This is a genomic window from Actinobacillus genomosp. 1, assembly GCF_029774175.1.
Taxonomy (GTDB): domain Bacteria; phylum Pseudomonadota; class Gammaproteobacteria; order Enterobacterales; family Pasteurellaceae; genus Actinobacillus.
On record NZ_CP103834.1, the window covers coordinates 1386572 to 1402420 of the forward strand.

15 protein-coding genes are annotated in these 15849 nt (G+C 39.4%); 3 read left to right on the forward strand and 12 right to left on the reverse strand.

What is annotated here, in order from left to right:
• The 3 genes from NYR63_RS06330 to NYR63_RS06340 form a co-directional block, all read right to left on the reverse strand.
• Entirely contained in the window at positions 1 to 261 is a 261-nt protein-coding gene (locus NYR63_RS06330; protein WP_115590630.1) for a type II toxin-antitoxin system Phd/YefM family antitoxin, read from the reverse strand.
• 150 nt (positions 262 to 411) lie between these two features.
• Entirely contained in the window at positions 412 to 1530 is a 1119-nt protein-coding gene (locus NYR63_RS06335) for an S-(hydroxymethyl)glutathione dehydrogenase/class III alcohol dehydrogenase (RefSeq protein WP_279456774.1), read from the reverse strand.
• Positions 1531 to 1685: 155 nt separating this feature from the next.
• Entirely contained in the window at positions 1686 to 3713 is a 2028-nt protein-coding gene (locus NYR63_RS06340) for a BCCT family transporter (protein WP_279456775.1), read from the reverse strand.
• 298 nt (positions 3714 to 4011) lie between these two features.
• Here NYR63_RS06340 and NYR63_RS06345 point away from each other — a divergent pair, with 298 nt between their 5' ends.
• Positions 4012 to 4722 (forward strand): GNAT family N-acetyltransferase, encoded by a 711-nt coding sequence (locus NYR63_RS06345; RefSeq protein WP_279456776.1) that lies wholly within the window; start codon positions 4012 to 4014, stop codon positions 4720 to 4722.
• Positions 4716 to 5558 (forward strand): DUF72 domain-containing protein, encoded by an 843-nt coding sequence (locus NYR63_RS06350; protein ID WP_279456777.1) that lies wholly within the window; start codon positions 4716 to 4718, stop codon positions 5556 to 5558. The genes NYR63_RS06345 and NYR63_RS06350 overlap by 7 nt, the downstream gene beginning before the upstream one ends.
• Positions 5559 to 5643: 85 nt before the next feature.
• On the opposite strand, the gene NYR63_RS06355 is transcribed toward NYR63_RS06350, so the two are convergent.
• From NYR63_RS06355 to NYR63_RS06365, 3 genes are all read right to left on the reverse strand, one after another.
• Complete coding sequence (locus tag NYR63_RS06355; protein ID WP_347710240.1) at positions 5644 to 5982, reverse strand: cyclophilin-like fold protein; 339 nt, start codon at positions 5980 to 5982, stop codon at positions 5644 to 5646.
• A 58-nt stretch (positions 5983 to 6040) separates the two neighbouring features.
• Positions 6041 to 6616: a DapH/DapD/GlmU-related protein gene (locus NYR63_RS06360; RefSeq protein ID WP_279456780.1), complete on the reverse strand. Its 576-nt coding sequence runs from the start codon at positions 6614 to 6616 to the stop codon at positions 6041 to 6043.
• Positions 6617 to 6703: 87 nt separating this feature from the next.
• Positions 6704 to 7849, reverse strand: coding sequence for an alpha/beta hydrolase (locus NYR63_RS06365; RefSeq protein WP_279456781.1), 1146 nt, complete (start codon positions 7847 to 7849; stop codon positions 6704 to 6706).
• 158 nt (positions 7850 to 8007) lie between these two features.
• On the opposite strand from NYR63_RS06365, the gene NYR63_RS06370 reads away from it, so the two are divergent.
• Positions 8008 to 8892, forward strand: a complete 885-nt coding sequence (locus NYR63_RS06370; RefSeq protein ID WP_279456782.1) for a LysR family transcriptional regulator — start codon at positions 8008 to 8010, stop codon at positions 8890 to 8892.
• Positions 8893 to 8959: 67 nt separating this feature from the next.
• On the opposite strand, the gene tehA is transcribed toward NYR63_RS06370, so the two are convergent.
• The 6 genes from tehA to NYR63_RS06400 form a co-directional block, all read right to left on the reverse strand.
• Positions 8960 to 9910: a dicarboxylate transporter/tellurite-resistance protein TehA gene (gene tehA / locus NYR63_RS06375; RefSeq protein ID WP_279456783.1), complete on the reverse strand. Its 951-nt coding sequence runs from the start codon at positions 9908 to 9910 to the stop codon at positions 8960 to 8962.
• 100 nt (positions 9911 to 10010) lie between these two features.
• A complete protein-coding gene (gene hxpB, locus NYR63_RS06380; RefSeq protein ID WP_279456785.1) occupies positions 10011 to 10661 on the reverse strand; it encodes a hexitol phosphatase HxpB in 651 nt (216 codons plus the stop codon).
• Between the two features lie 205 nt (positions 10662 to 10866).
• Positions 10867 to 11697, reverse strand: a complete 831-nt coding sequence (locus NYR63_RS06385) for a hypothetical protein (RefSeq protein ID WP_279456786.1) — start codon at positions 11695 to 11697, stop codon at positions 10867 to 10869.
• A gap of 4 nt (positions 11698 to 11701) precedes the next feature.
• On the reverse strand, positions 11702 to 14386 hold the full coding sequence (locus tag NYR63_RS06390) for a hypothetical protein (protein WP_279456787.1): 2685 nt from the start codon (positions 14384 to 14386) through the stop codon (positions 11702 to 11704).
• Positions 14387 to 14395: 9 nt separating this feature from the next.
• On the reverse strand, positions 14396 to 14926 hold the full coding sequence (locus tag NYR63_RS06395; RefSeq protein WP_279456788.1) for a hypothetical protein: 531 nt from the start codon (positions 14924 to 14926) through the stop codon (positions 14396 to 14398).
• A gap of 86 nt (positions 14927 to 15012) precedes the next feature.
• Complete coding sequence (locus tag NYR63_RS06400; RefSeq protein WP_279456789.1) at positions 15013 to 15672, reverse strand: hypothetical protein; 660 nt, start codon at positions 15670 to 15672, stop codon at positions 15013 to 15015.
• Positions 15673 to 15849: the final 177 nt, after the last annotated feature.

The window sequence follows — 15849 nt, forward strand, 5'->3', positions numbered from 1 at the left end:
CTAAAATTCTACCGGACGGCGTTGTCCACGGCTACGAGGTTGCAATTCAAGCTCAACATCGGCAGCTTCGGGGTTAGGATCAGCTAATGCTTCACCAATACTGCGAAAGGTTTTTGGCTGATATTGCTGAGCATAGTTTTTGTATGTCATCAACACAAACGCCGGTTCGCCTCGGTTGGTAATAATTACAGGAGCAGTAAGTGCGGCTTTTTGAGCTTTGCCGAGGTTTTGATTAAATTCACGACTAGTTATAATTTTCATATTATTTCTCCTTTTGTAGCTAAGTTGCTACAAAAATAATAGTCTATTTTATGAACATTCGCAAGCCTGTTGAAAAATGGTAGGAAAATTTTAAGGAAAGACGTTCGATAAGAAAAACAAAAGGGGCTTAACGCCCCTTATATTATTAAATTAGAAATGAATCACCGTGCGGATTGATTTACCTTCGTGCATTAAATCGAAGGCTTTATTGATGTCTTCCAACGGCATTGTGTGAGTGATGAAATCACGCAATTTAAATTCGCCTTTCATAAATTGGTCGATAATGCCCGGTAGTTCGGTACGTCCTTTCACGCCGCCAAATGCCGAACCACGCCATACACGACCGGTAACTAATTGGAACGGACGAGTACGAATTTCCGCCCCTGCCGGTGCGACACCGATGATGATACTTTCACCCCAACCTTTGTGGCAACATTCTAATGCCGAACGCATTAAATCCACATTACCCACACATTCAAATGAGAAATCTACACCGCCGTCTGTCATCTCGATAATCACATTTTGGATTGGCTTATCGTAATCTTTCGGGTTAATACAATCCGTTGCGCCAAGTTCTTTAGCTTTCTCAAATTTAGCCGGATTAATATCGATCGCAATAATACGGCCTGCGCCTGCCATTCTTGCACCGATAATTGCCGCTAAGCCGATACCGCCTAAACCGAAAATCGCGACCGTATCGCCTTTTTTCACTTTTGCAGTACGCGTTACCGCACCGATACCGGTGGTTACGCCGCAACCAAGCAAACACACTTCGTCAAGCGGTGCGTTTTCTTGAATTTTTGCCAATGAGTATTCGGAAACCACCGTATATTCAGAGAAAGTTGAAGTCCCCATATAGTGGAAAATCGGCTGACCGTCTTTAAAGAAACGCACCGTACCGTCCGGCATTAAGCCTTTACCTTGGGTTTCACGTACTGCCGAACAAAGGTTAGTTTTGCCTGATAAACAGAATTTACATTTACGACATTCTGCAGTGTAAAGCGGGATAACGTGATCACCCACTTTAAAATCGGTTACACCTTCACCGACTGCTTCCACAATCCCAGCACCTTCGTGACCAAGTACGCACGGGAATACCCCTTCGCTATCTTGACCGGAAAGGGTATAAGCATCGGTATGACACACACCGGTTGCCACTAAACGGACTAACACTTCGCCTTTTTGCGGCAGCATTAAATCCAATTCTTCAATTTTTAGCGGTTCATTCGGCGCCCAAGCCACCGCTGCACGAGTTTTAATAAATTCCATTATTGCTTTCCTTCTTAAATAAAGAACCTATTTTGTATTATTTTACCTTCTCTTAAGATATAAAATATAATCATATTTTCTTATAAGGATTATAAGTAAAAATGATTTCTAAACCGGCTAAAAAAGCTAAAAATCAGACCGCTTACTTTATTTCCTTATTCAGCAAGTTCGGTCGGCTCGTGCGACATCAGCTCTTGCCCGACATCTCGTAATAAGCTGAGATAACGTTCGTAGTGTTTTAAAATATCGGCAATGATTTCATTATGCGTCATATATTGCACGTCGTAGCCGTTACGACCGTCAAAGAAATAGCTTAGCGGCTCGTAAGTCGTTTCATTCTGAATATGCGGTAAATGTTCGTCATTGATTAATTGCTCGGAAACTTGATGGCCGACCGAGCGAATCCCATACATAAAATCTTGTAACGATTCGGTATGAATCACAAACTCGACCGCCGGTTCGGCTTCATCGAATTTAGTGATCACGTCCACATTCAGATCATATTCCGAAATGAGCTCTCGGCGTAATTCTCGCATCGCCGGTAAAGCGGTATGTTTTAAGAATTTTAAAATGTCCTTATCTTCAGTCTGATTCAGCATTTGATTGAGACGAGTTTTCCAGTTTTCGCCTGACCATAAAACTGTAGTCGGATTAAATTTCGCCTCAAAATATTTTTTATCCACCGCTAAGGCTTTCATTAAACTGACACAAATAACGACCATCAACATCGCAAAAGGTAATGCGGTAATTAATGTCATTGTTTGTAAAGTCGCTAAGCCGCCCGAGCCAAGCAAAGTAATAGCAACTACCGCCATTAATATGCCCCACATCATCGCTTGCCAACGAGGGGAAGTTAAACTCTTATCACGAGAAGCGATATTATTCAGTACATAAATGCCCGAATCGGCGGAAGTAATAAAAAATAACGCAATACAAATTAATGCGATGAAACTGGTTAAACTTGAGAACGGTAAATACTCAAGGAATTTAAACAGCAAGATTTCCGGTGTTGAAATCAAACCGGATAACACGCCTTGTGCGCTATTGTTATCCAACCAAATCGCACTGTTACCAAACACGGTAAACCATAAAATACCGAATAAGCTCGGGATAGCTAACACGCCGAACACAAATTCGCGAATGGTTCTGCCGCGTGAAATTCGAGCGATAAACAACCCGACAAACGGTGCCCACGAACACCACCAAGCCCAATAAAGAATCGTCCAGCCGTTAAACCATTCGGTTCGATTCGGTTCATAAGCATAAGTTTTAAAACTAAGTTGAATTAAATGACTGAAATAAGTACCGATGTTGTCACTAAAGGCGGAAAGTAAATAAAGCGTAGGCCCACTGATTAAAACAAACAACAATAAAAATCCGGCTAAACCTAAATTGGTTTCACTTAAAATTTTCACCCCTTTGCCTACGCCTGAAATTGCAGACAGAATCGCAAGCGACATAACCACTAAAATAACACCGACTTGTAAACCGAAATCACTTTCGCTTAACCAACCCAATGCCACTAATCCGGATCCCAGTTGTGCCGCACCAAACCCTAACGTAGTGATAATACCGAAGAGCGTGGCAACCAATGCCATAATATCGATCACATCCCCCGAACGCCCGTTGATACGATCTTTTAACAACGGATAAAAACAAGAGCGTAATGCTAATGGCAATTTATAACGAAAGCCGAAATAAGCGAGAGCCAAAGCAATGACACCATAAATCGCCCAAGCGTGCATGCCCCAGTGAAATACCGTATGCAACAAGGCTTGCTGCGCCTGTTGATCAGTACTACCGTTGCTGACGCCGGATACATAATGCGATAGCGGTTCGGCAACACCGAAAAACATCAATCCCACCCCCATACCGGCGGCAAATAGCATTGCCATCCAAGACATAAAGTGAAATTCCGGTTCTTCTTCATTCGTACCTAATTTGATATTGCCGAAACTACTTAGTGACACAAAAATCAAGAAAAATAAAAACAGCGATCCGACTAAAATATAAAACCAACTAAAATGTTGGAAAATGGTCGCTTTTAACCAATCCAACACCGATTGCGTTTGAGCGGGTAAAAGCAAAGTAAAGGCAACAAGTAAAATAACAATTAATAAAGTGATACTCGTTACAAACGGATTAAATGATGATTTATCACGTATAAATGCCGTGAGCTTCATAAATACTCCTTTGTCGATTTAAGATTAAACTGATGTTCAGTAACAGATGAAAAGAAGGCTCGAACGAAACCGAAAGAAAAGGCACAGATACCCTTAATTGACGAACAAGGATTGTTCAGATTGATTAAAACCAATACACCTTAGCATAAAATATCAATTTTATGCAAGTTTTTAGCATTTTAGATTAAATTTATCGATTTTTTATGCTTTTAAATAGCGGTTAAATTCCTAAAACTTTTTGTAAAGCAAGTTGTTTAGCTTTAGAATCATCTTACTTTAGTTTTATGAGGAACAACCAATGAGATATAACAGATTTAAACAACCGATTGGCGAAGCGATGGATCACTTTACTGAGGGACAATCTCCACAAATTGAAAAATTAATCGGACAATATGCCGTCGTCAAAAAATTGGATACGGAAATACTGAAAAATCCTCAATATCTTGCAGATCTTTGGCAACTTTACGGTAGCGAAAGCCCTCTACAATACTGGACTTATCTTCCGATTGAACCCTTCTCAAATAAACAAACGTTATACTCATACCTCACCGATATGGCTCAATCGCAAGATCCTTATTATTTAGCCGTTTTCGATAAACAAACGGATAAATTGCTCGGCACTTTCGCTTTAATGCGTGTTGATAGACAAAATCGAGTGATTGAAATGGGTTGGGTGATCTATTCCGAACAGCTACAACGTAGCCGAATTGCAACGGAAGCGCAATTTTTAGTCATGCAATATGTATTTGAAACACTGCAATATCGCCGTTATGAATGGAAATGCGATTCGCTCAACCAGCCCTCCTACCGCTGTGCCGAACGTTTGGGCTTTCGTCACGAAGGCACATTCCGCCAATTAGTCGTCTATAAACAACGCAGTCGTGATACCGCTTGGTTTTCGTTACTTGATAGCGAATGGCAAGCGAATAAACAAAGATTGGAAAAATGGTTAAATCCGCATAATTTCGATGAAAACGGACAACAAATTTTAGCTTTAGGGAAATGTTAATGCCTAAAATTTATCTTGGTACAGGCGGATACAGTGATACCGATCTTCTCGGCACGCTGTATCCGCACGGCACATCAAAAACCGACTTTCTAAATATCTATAGTCGCCATTATGACACGGTTGAGATCAATAGTACTTTTCATGCGCCTATCGGCGAAAAAGCATTACAAGGTATGGTTGAAAAAGCGGAAGGGCGGTTAAAATTTTCGGTAAAATTGCATCAAGATTTTAGCCATAAACGTATTGCTACCGAAACACAAGCAAAGTTATTTCTTAATGCGTTACAACCGTTAATCGAACAAAATTGTTTGGCAAATCTGTTTGTGCAATTTCCGCATACCTTTGAACGTACCACCGCCAATCGCTTATATTTGGCACAACTGACCAAATGGTTTAACAGTTTTTCACTTGCCGTTGAATTTCGTCACAGTAGTTGGCATATCACTCAAGTAAAACAAGCCTTTGCCAAGCAGCCGAATTTAATTTGGTGTAATGTTGATTACCCGACAAATATCGGACTTCCTCCATTTTATTTTTATAGCAATCAAACAATTGCCTATTTGCGTTTACACGGACGCAACCCGAATTGGTGGAAAGCGGAAACCGCCCAACAACGACACGATTACCACTATTCTGATCAAGAGCTAAAACAACTGGCAAACTTACTTTCACAGCACCGAGATTCATTCGAACAGCTCTATCTTTATTTCCAAAATACGACGAATAGCCATTCGTTCTATAATATTGCCACCTTAAAAAGCTATTTAAGCGAACTAAATTTTGAGGTGAAAACTGAAATCGATAAAGTAACGGGAGAACAGGGAGCATTATTTTAATCCGGTGTTCCCACCCTCGATAGCAGTGAGTAAGCGTAAACCTCACTGATAAATAAAATGCCCGAATAGCATCCGACCGCTTCCTTTAATTGGCAAAAGTTACGATGCTATTCCCTTTTCCCAATGCCGCTTTCAATCCCGTTACATCAGAAATTTTACCCATTTTAGTATAGCGATAAGGCGTATCAAAATTCTCATAAAAAATCACCAACGTATTTCCTTGCCAAAGTAGAATATCGCCGCTTTGAATTGTGCCGACCGCATAATCGTAAGCGGTCAAATTTTGAGGTAATTCTGCAAATTTTTCGTTGCGTAAGTGATCTCGCATTTCTAATGTTAAAGGTAACAGTTTAGTAAATTGTTGTGCTGCCTCGGTATCGGCTAATTCTGCTTCAAAAGTTTGTTGTCCTATCGTAATTTGCATCGTTTTTCCTTGTAAAAATGGACTAAAAAACAGACTGATAATCAGCCCTAGTAAGGCTTTAATTTTCATTACGAACCTCATCAATTATTTTAATGATTTTAGCCGGTACACCGGCAACAATCGTATTTGCCGGTACATCTTTAGTAACCACACTACCTGCCGCAACAATCGCATTTTCACCAACCGTAACACCCGCTAAAACCGTTGCGCCTGCACCAATCCAAGCATTTTGCTTAATCACTACCGGTTTTACAATTACACCACGACGAGTTTTCGGATCCGTTGGATGATTAACCGTAATAATATTCACTCTTGGGGCAAGCAAAACATTATCTTCAAGCGTAATACCGCCTAAGTCGGTAAACACACAAGCGGTATTGATAAATACATTTTTACCGATGCGAAGATGACGACCGAAATCACTATATAACGGCAAATTAACGTGTAAAGTTTCATCAATATGCGATTGGGTAATTTCACTCAATAGATGTTGAATTTCTGCTTGTGTTTGAAATTTCCCTGACAATTCGGCAATTTTAGGGGCATTTTCCGCTACAATTCGATGAATATCCTCAAAAATACGACTACCTTGCTCAATCAAACTATTCAACGGTAAATCAACGGCATATTGCATTCTTGTTCTCCAATTTTCCAAAAAATAGGCGGTCAAATTCCTGTCATTTTTTGCAAAAATTTAGGGAAATTTAACCGCTTGTCACTGTTATTTCAAATTCGCTTTAAAGAACTGCTCGAATTTATCGTATGGAATTTTGCCTGCTACATCATCGTATAAATCGGTATGAGTCGCATTGGGGACGATATACAATTCTTTGTTTTTACTGCCTAACGATTTGAACGCATCTTCACCGAAATAGCGTGAGTGGGCAATTTCACCGTGAACCACAAGTGCCGGAGCTGTTAATTCGCTTGCACGTTGTAACAATGGCATATTAATGAATGATGGTATCATTGCAGTGTTCCAACCTGCGGTTGAATTTACGCTACGTGGGTGGAAGCCTCGTGGTGTTTTATAATAGTTTGAATATTCACGGACAAATCTTGGTGTTTCTGCCGTAATTTTATCTTGCGGTGTTAAATGATCTTCCGCTTTGCCATTTAATGCATAATCATTTGCAGCAGCTTCCCAACGTGAATTGGCTAAATCTTGTTTCATTTTATAACGAGCTTCTGTCGTCATTGCCGGCACACGTTCATATTGCCCTTTCGGAGACGGATCCATTTTAATCTCATAACCGTCAGCCATAACTCGAGTCATATCATACATCGTGCTAACCGCTACCGCTTTAATGCGAGGATCTGAAACTGCTGAATTCAAGGCGAAACCACCCCAACCGCAAATACCTAACACCCCAATTTTTTCACGATCGACATTATCAAGCGAACCTAAAAAATCTACGGCTGATACAAAATCATCAGTATTGATTTCCGGTGAAGCAGTATTACGAGGTAATCCCGAGCTTTCTCCTGTATATGACCCATCAAATGCGATGGTTACAAAGCCTCGTTCAGCCAAGTGTTGTGCGTATAAACCCGAAGATTGCTCTTTTACCGCACCAAATGGTCCGCTTATTGCAATCGCCGGTAATTTACCTGTTGCCCCTTTTGGTATATACAAATCACCGACCAAAGTAATACCATAACGGTTTTTAAAAGTTACTTTGCGGTGCTCCACTTTATCTGATTTTGGAAACGTTTTATCCCATTCTTGAGTGAGTTGAATCGTTTGAGCAGGGACTTCAACCACTGTTGCTGATTGCGGTAAATTTGCCATAGCATAGCCTCCGATAAGTATTGAACCGAGTAGAAGTGCACGAGAAAGTGCAGTTAATCTAGTACGAATTTTCATTTGCTTTCCTCATTAATCATTGTAAAAGATGTGTGCATTATAGAAATTTCCATTCAAATGATAATGACCAAAAATTCGATAACATTTATTCACTCAGGTTCTAAATCAGGTAAAATAGCGGTTAAATTTCGCCCGTCTTTTACAAGGGAATTTATATTATGCTTCAACGAGAAAACTATAATGATCTGTATGCATTTTTATGTGTCGCACGGGAACAAAACTTCACCAAAGCCTCCACTAAGCTGGGTATTTCACAATCTGCATTAAGCCGTACGATTAAACAGTTGGAATCCCGTTTAGGCGTACAACTCTTCGCTCGAACTACCCGCCGATTATCACTAACCCATGCAGGAAACCAACTTTTTCAAACGGCAGAACAAACCTTTGCAAAACTCGATCAAGAACTGGCGATATTAGGGCATTACCGTGAAACGCCGTCCGGTTTAGTGCGGATCACCGCCTCACAATATGCGCTTGATAAGGTGTTATTGCCTAAGCTCGCTAACTTCCAAACACGTTACCCCGATATTCAACTTGAATTAATTAGCGATACCGCATTTTCCGACATTATTTCCGAACAATTTGATGCCGGTGTTCGCTTTGGCGATTTAGTTGCTGAAGGAATGATTGCGGTAAGAATCGGCAATGATGAAGAAATGGCGGTTATCGGCTCACCGGACTATTTTCACGCACACGGTTTTCCTAAAACACCGGCTGATTTAACCCATCATCAATGCTTAAATTATCGCTATGCCAGCGGTGCAATGTATCACTGGGACTTCATCGTCAATCACGAACAAATTCAAATTAAAACACAAGGACAATGGACTTTTTCTAATGATTATGCCATTCGAGATGCGGCAAAATTAGGATTGGGATTAGGTTATATTTGTAAAGATTTGGTCCAAAAAGAATTGGAAAAAGGCGAGTTAATTCAAGTATTAGGCGAATTTAGTTATACATTTACCGGCTTTCATCTCTATTACCCGCACCGAAACGCTTCACCGGCACTCAAATGTGTTATTGATGCGTTAAGGGAATAAAATAAGCGGTTTGATTTACAAATTTTTTTGCAAATTCAACCGCTTGTAGCATACCTAAGTTAGATTTCTATTTGAGTAAAAATCGGTTTGTGGTGATTAAGCGTAGCGTCATTAAGACTAATGCTAAAATCGCTGCCGAGCCGAGTATAAACATTGCAATGCCAAGCATTGCTATCGGCTTATCAGACAGTTCGTAGTAGAAATGGAGTCCAACACCTGCCATTGAGGCGGAGCCGAATGAGAAAGACCAAAGTCCCATGGATATGCCGTTTTGCATAATCCACGGCAATAATTTGGCCAATAATAAGAATTGTAAAAGCCCATAACCGATAAGCAAATAAACAAAACCGTCTATTTTGCCGCCGTTCAAACTAAAGTAAGCCGAACAACAGACGAAAGCCGGTGCGAACTGAATACCGAATACCGGACGAACTGCCGGCGAAACGGGTTCTAAATTACGTAAACGTTGCTGTATCGCCGGTTCTAAACAGAGCCACGAAAATACACCGGCACCGAGGAAAAGCATACCGAGTTCATTCTGCCCCGACATACCTAAAACATTGGCACTGACAAAATTCGCTGCGACTAGCGGTAAATACAATACCGGCGTAGTTGATTCGGTCGGATGATTGCCTTGCCATAATTTACCGATACGTAACATCGCAAAACCTATCTGACCAATAATTCCTGCAACTAATAAAATACGGCTGATGAACAGGCTATACGGTTGAACGGCAAGGCTAATGAGCAACGACGTAATCATTGTTAAACTGACAAAACAACCCATAATCGGATGATCCGATTCCGCTTTGGCTAATTGCGGATAGCTAAACCATTTATAGCCATAGATCACGATTAAACTCGCCCAAATCAAAGTGGCGATTGCTAAAACGGATTCGCCGATAAGATGAGGGATCGCTAAAATGCTTGCCGCATAACGCCATGCTAAACCGATTCCGGCAAGCCCGAGAACCATTCCTAAATAACTTACCGGAATGGGAAATACTGCTTTTATCATTATAATTCCTTTATCAATCTCTCTGTTTTTCAAATTGAATAAACACGCAAGCGGTCGTAAATTCTGCAAGATTTACGACCGCTTGCGACGATAAAATAAGTTACAACCGGGCTAAAAACTGCGGATTGATTTCATACATTTTAGCTAATTTGAAATCAGCTAACGCCCAATAATTTTCGTGAAAATCTAATTCATTAGGAATCACAATACAGCTCATCGAAGCAGCTTTCACCGAAATCATACCCGGTTTAGAATCTTCAATGCCAATACATTCGACAGGATCAATACCCAAACCTTTCGCCGCTTGTAAATAAACCGCCGGATGCGGTTTGCTATACGGCAGTTCCGCACCGGAGGCGATATAGCTAAAATAATCGGCAATACCGCAACTTTTCACGATATTATCCAACATATAACGGGGCGAAGCGGAGGCAATCGCAATTTTTATATCATGTCGTGCAAGTAATTCTAAGGTTTCTGTTACTCCCTGCATTAACGGCTTTGCTTTTAGAATATTACTGATTGCCAAATCCAATAATTCTTGCGCAACTTTTTCAATATCTAACGGTTTCTGGTATAACTCACTAGCATAACGTAATACCGGTACGGACGGCATACCGCGCGTACGAGCCAATTCCTGTTCGGTAATAGGAATACCGTAGCCGTGTAAAAGATCCAGTTCCGTTTGTTGCCATAAAGGCTCAGAGTCAATCAACACTCCGTCCATATCAAAAATAAATGCTTTTTTCATATATCATCCCCTACTTAATCAACATAGCCGGCTCATATTGTACGAGATCTACACTTGTAGATTGAAACTATTCTTTTATTTCCCTTATCCCTGATCAAAAAGCGGTCGGATTTGTCAGATTTTTTGCAAAAAAATACCTTGCGATATGCAAGGTATTAGAAATAGATAAAACGTTACAGCTAATTAATCACTTCTTATTTTGATCCTAATTCGTCTGTACCCCAATATTTACGTTGAAAACACCTGAATGTCTAATAGATTGATCCGTAAATGTTAAGCGAGCTTTTACTTGTACCCAACAGAATAAATTAGGGGCATCTCTAGATTTTTCATCTTTTGTCGGTGTAAAAAATTGACCATTTGTAGAAGTATTCATATGGATAAGATCAACTTTAGCCGGATATTTTAGCCCTTCCGGACTAATCAGCTCAATATCTCTTGTTACAATTATTGATCCAGTCCCCGCTTTCCATCCACCTAAATTATCATTCATTGTAAAAATATCATCAGCATTGCTGCGTAACTCAGATATAGTCTTCGGAATTTGTTCACCGCACTCCTTATTACGTCTCCTCAAACCAATATGACTATCCCTTAGCTCAGTCCAATAATCTATAGATTCTCCTTTCGGACGAATAGCACGATAGTAAAAATTAAAAACTCCTTGAGTTTCTAATGTAAAAGTTTGATTGGAAAGATTATGTTGTGGTATTGTTCCCCCTGTCAGAATATGCTGTCCGACATTTAAATCTCCCGTACCCTGAATATCACCAAGACTAATATTTGCCATTCCATTTTGTAATGGAATATTAGGTAATAATTCATACTCTTGAATATTTTTTTCAAATCGTTGATTCAAATCAGCCTTACCGAAAGCTCTATTTGAACGACAAAAATAAATTGTATTATTGTTATTAACTACTCTCAGAGCAGGATCTAAATAAAAGGGAGGGGCTGAGTTATATTCCAATTCCGGACAAGCCGCCCAAAGGTTACCGCAGGATAACCCTAGCACTAACAAAATCAGTTTTTTCATTAGATTATTTCCCCCTTTGTAACATAAGATGCATAATAAAATCATCTTTGATCGTAATTTCTTTTGACAAATAGCCTTTTGCTTTTAGGATATACTGTCCTTTCGGTAAATCTAGCATTTGGAAATTACCCCATTCATCACTTTCAGTTTGAGTAATTAATTTATTATCCTGCCAAAGTTCCAATTTCTGCCCTGAGAATAAATCCGAGAGAGATCCACTAATACCAAAACGAGTTGTAAGAGGTAACCCCACATAAGTCGGAGCATATCGATCTACTCTTAACGTCGGCTTAGGTAAATCCTGCTCACTATATTCAAACGGTAAATTACGAGAATCCAGCCCTAGACGATAATCCGCAGGCACAATATCATGTATTTGATATTGGCTCTCTGTTGTACCACGATAAATTAACTCTGACTGTACTAAAACAGGTCTTACTTTACGATGCTCAACTTGATTAATTGGCTCAAGGGTAAAGCGCATATTTTCAGCATCAAAATTTGAATTTTCAGGATACTCCAAGTTTATCATGACATTACCGCGCTGATTACCTCGGAAATATCCTATATGCGGAAATTCATTACTCGGCTTATATAAATCAATACGTAAGCGCAAGTAAGCATAACTGTCGTTTTGCCATGCCTTGCGCTGTAAATACGGAGCGTATTGTTCGTCGATATCTCGGTAACTTTCTCGTATATGATCAACGTAACGATGTTGGTAACCTGCCATAATAGACATTCCCGGTATAGGACGATATTGCCATTGACTATCAAAACCTGTATTTCCTTGATAAAGACTATAACCCAAATTCAACGAATGATTGTCACCAAATTGACGATGTACAAATCCTTGATGTAACAAATTATTATGGCGATAGTCTTTCGCCAATGATAAGCCGACTACCGTATTCGGATTATAGTGGTGCTGCCACGAACCTTCGATACTATCTTGATTTCCTTGTAAGTCGAAACGATTAATATATTTTTCATCATTCCAAGACAAACGGTAATAGTAATCACGTGACTGCGTATATGCATATCCCCCCATTGAAAACTGAGAAGTAGCATACCAATCAAAACCTAAACGTGTTTTTTCTCTATGATCTTCAATTATTCCTTTATGACGCTCATCACTATGCGATAAATTTAAACTTAGTTTATCATTAGGACGATAAGATAAATTCAACGACTGATATGTATCGGTATTGAGTTCTTCTTTTCGGTAAAACGAACGATAGTGTGAAATATAGTAAGAGGCGGATAAATTTTTCCATTGATATTGATAATCCGCTCTCCAGGTTCTACTGTCCGGTGAATGCCAATAAGCAATATCGGCATTACTATTCTGCGTCGGAGCAAAATTTAGTCCGCTATGCCAAGTATTGTAGAAGCCACTGCCGTTATGCGAACGGGCAATCCCTCCGCGAACAGCAATACGATTCGATAATCCGTATTCGGCATAAAAATTACTAACGATATGGCGATTTACCTCGTTACCGTTTTCTTCATTTAAGCGGTCGTCAAAGGCATTCCCTTCCATACCGCTACCGGCTTCTAATAACCATTCGCCTGTCGAAGCTCGGCTACGACGTTTTCCTAATGAAATATTCTCAACTTTTACCGGCGTTGTAGCTTGAGGATATTCATAAATCGCAATATCGACTTCCGAGTTGGCTAAATCCAATTGGCTGACATCTAAATTAAGAAATTCATAACGTCCGTCCAAACCGATTAATACTCGAGCAATCGCTCTTTGATTAATACGTAATTCCGCTACACCGCCCGGTACGGCTGTTCCGGAAATATTTTGTAGATCATTGAATTGCCCCTGTAACAAGGTAGAAGTATAACTATCGTTTAAAGAAAGGTGGCGTTCGATTCCTTTATTACTATACGCTAATGTTAAACCGGTATATTCATTACTACCGTATAAATCTCCGCTACCTTGATTTACGCCGACTCTCCCCGCAAAATGTTTTCCGGAGGTTGTCCAATAAACATTCTCCAAGTTGTTATAACGTTTTTTGGATTGTCCCTCACCATAGGTGCTATAGTTCATATCCAAGCCCCATACGCCGTTTGCGGCATAACCGAAAGCACCGAAACTATTGTAGAAAGAACGATATTTTCCAAACTGATTTTTCTGATACTCGCTATTACTATCTAAATAAGCACTAAGTAATCCCGCAGTTTGAGGATAATATTCAATTTCAACCGGCTCCGTTTTTTCTATAGCATTATCTGTTTTTACTTCCGTGTCTCTCTTTCGATAGCTCATATTGAGCAAAATAGCTAAATCGGATTGTTCAAAACGTGCGCTAATCCCCAGTTTTTTAAGAGAGGCTAAATCTATATAGGTTATATTATTGAATGCCGATATATCTGCCTCAGCTAACGAAGCCTGACCGATAGGCGTGTCAAAGCGATACCGCATCGGATTATTCACATCACTAATCGGTACGGCGTTCATACCGGTCAATTTTTCTAAATCCGTAAGCGGTAAGTATTCACGATTATTTTGCACGAGCATATCAAGCAGGTAATCACCATGTTCTCCCGATACGGATTGTCCGTTCAGCTTTATACCGACTAACTGAATTTCCGGTATCTTCTCATTTGCCGATACGTTATTCGCTACAAGTCCTAAAGCAATACTAAGCGATAAATACAGGAACGAATGCTTCATTCAGTCACCTTATGGCTTAATCTCTAAACTAATCGGTAAACCGTAGCGAGAACCGATTTGCATTTTTATCCCGTTACCGTCTTTATCATAGCTAATCGGATCTTTAATTTGCTGTTCTATCATTAAAATAGCATGATATTTTTTAGGAGAAATTCCTTTAGGAGGGCGAAACGATAAACGAATCGTTTGATGTCCGCCGCCTGCAATCTTGATTTTAGTCGGATTAATTAATGTCCATTGGCGCATTAAACGACTGTCTTGATTACCTTTAATATCCACTAAGGAAAGCTGTAATTCCTTAGGTTTATTCGAATAATTATAAAAAGTGACTGATTGATCAAGACGTAAACTGTTTACCGATACGGTACCTGATAATATCGGAGGTGAGATACCAAGCTGAGCGGGCGGCATTTCTTTTTGTTGGTTATCTCTTACGATTAGTGATGTTTTTCCTTTCGCATCGGTAACCATCTTAGTTTGTAATTCAGCTTGAGCTATACCCGTAACTAACATCACTGCTAATATTACTAATTTTTTCATATTGCTTTCCTTATAAACTTATTCAAAAAAAATGCCAGCTCTTGAGAGTGCTGACATTTTGTAACTTTTAAATATGTAGAACTAAATTAGTTACCCGTTAAAGTAAGTAGGAAAGTATCTGTCGCTTCATCATTAACTGTTGCAGAACCTGCAACCCCACGAGTGTTATATTCTCCTGTATGCTTAGCTTTTTGTAAGTCGAGATTGAATTCAATATCACCCATAGTTTCTGACCATTGTGAAGGTAACTTTAATGAAGTACCTTCTTTAGCTCCTGTAGCATTTGTTGCTTTAAGTTTTGCATCACTTACAGTAATTTCTGAAGAATTAGCAATCACACTTTTTAATTTCTCCTGTTGAACTGCAAGTCCCAATGTCACATCATCAATAGATAGTGCACGAACAGCCCAAGAATTCTTCAGTGTAACTTTGATTTTATCGCCACGAGCAAATGGAATATCCGGACGTGCTACATCACCAGTAATAGTATGCTCAGCTAAATTTAATTCGCCAGTTCCTTCCTTAGTTGTAGCATCACTAATCTCACGATCTTGATCACTATCATTTGGAGTATCAGCTACATTATCAGTTAAAGTCAAATGTGCATCATCCCAATGATATAACACTAATACTTCAGGTAAAGTAACACGGAAATCCACGGAGCCGCTAATTGACTTAGCTTGCGCTGATACTGATGCTGCTAAAGCTGTTACTGCAAAAGCAGTTGGAAGTAATTTTTTTAACATATAAAAATCCTAAATTAAGGTAAATAAGTAAACGCTTTTTCAAGCTTAGATATTTTTGTAATTCTAATATAAAAAACATGCTATATAAATAGCAATCAATAATTTATTTAAAATTTAAGCAAATCTTTACATTTCCAGAATATCGTGAATTTAAACTATAGTGATTAAATACAAAAT

Excerpts from the sequence above, each read along its gene's own strand:
- NYR63_RS06330 (WP_115590630.1), bottom strand. The coding sequence starts at position 261 with ATGAAAATTATAACTAGTCGTGAATTTAATCAAAACCTCGGCAAAGCT.
- NYR63_RS06335 (WP_279456774.1), bottom strand. The coding sequence starts at position 1,530 with ATGGAATTTATTAAAACTCGTGCAGCGGTGGCTTGGGCGCCGAATGAA.
- NYR63_RS06340 (WP_279456775.1), bottom strand. The coding sequence starts at position 3,713 with ATGAAGCTCACGGCATTTATACGTGATAAATCATCATTTAATCCGTTT.
- NYR63_RS06345 (WP_279456776.1), top strand. The coding sequence starts at position 4,012 with ATGAGATATAACAGATTTAAACAACCGATTGGCGAAGCGATGGATCAC.
- NYR63_RS06350 (WP_279456777.1), top strand. The coding sequence starts at position 4,716 with ATGTTAATGCCTAAAATTTATCTTGGTACAGGCGGATACAGTGATACC.
- NYR63_RS06355 (WP_347710240.1), bottom strand. The coding sequence starts at position 5,982 with ATGCAAATTACGATAGGACAACAAACTTTTGAAGCAGAATTAGCCGAT.
- NYR63_RS06360 (WP_279456780.1), bottom strand. The coding sequence starts at position 6,616 with ATGCAATATGCCGTTGATTTACCGTTGAATAGTTTGATTGAGCAAGGT.
- NYR63_RS06365 (WP_279456781.1), bottom strand. The coding sequence starts at position 7,849 with ATGAAAATTCGTACTAGATTAACTGCACTTTCTCGTGCACTTCTACTC.
- NYR63_RS06370 (WP_279456782.1), top strand. The coding sequence starts at position 8,008 with ATGCTTCAACGAGAAAACTATAATGATCTGTATGCATTTTTATGTGTC.
- tehA (WP_279456783.1), bottom strand. The coding sequence starts at position 9,910 with ATGATAAAAGCAGTATTTCCCATTCCGGTAAGTTATTTAGGAATGGTT.
- hxpB (WP_279456785.1), bottom strand. The coding sequence starts at position 10,661 with ATGAAAAAAGCATTTATTTTTGATATGGACGGAGTGTTGATTGACTCT.
- NYR63_RS06385 (WP_279456786.1), bottom strand. The coding sequence starts at position 11,697 with ATGAAAAAACTGATTTTGTTAGTGCTAGGGTTATCCTGCGGTAACCTT.
- NYR63_RS06390 (WP_279456787.1), bottom strand. The coding sequence starts at position 14,386 with ATGAAGCATTCGTTCCTGTATTTATCGCTTAGTATTGCTTTAGGACTT.
- NYR63_RS06395 (WP_279456788.1), bottom strand. The coding sequence starts at position 14,926 with ATGAAAAAATTAGTAATATTAGCAGTGATGTTAGTTACGGGTATAGCT.
- NYR63_RS06400 (WP_279456789.1), bottom strand. The coding sequence starts at position 15,672 with ATGTTAAAAAAATTACTTCCAACTGCTTTTGCAGTAACAGCTTTAGCA.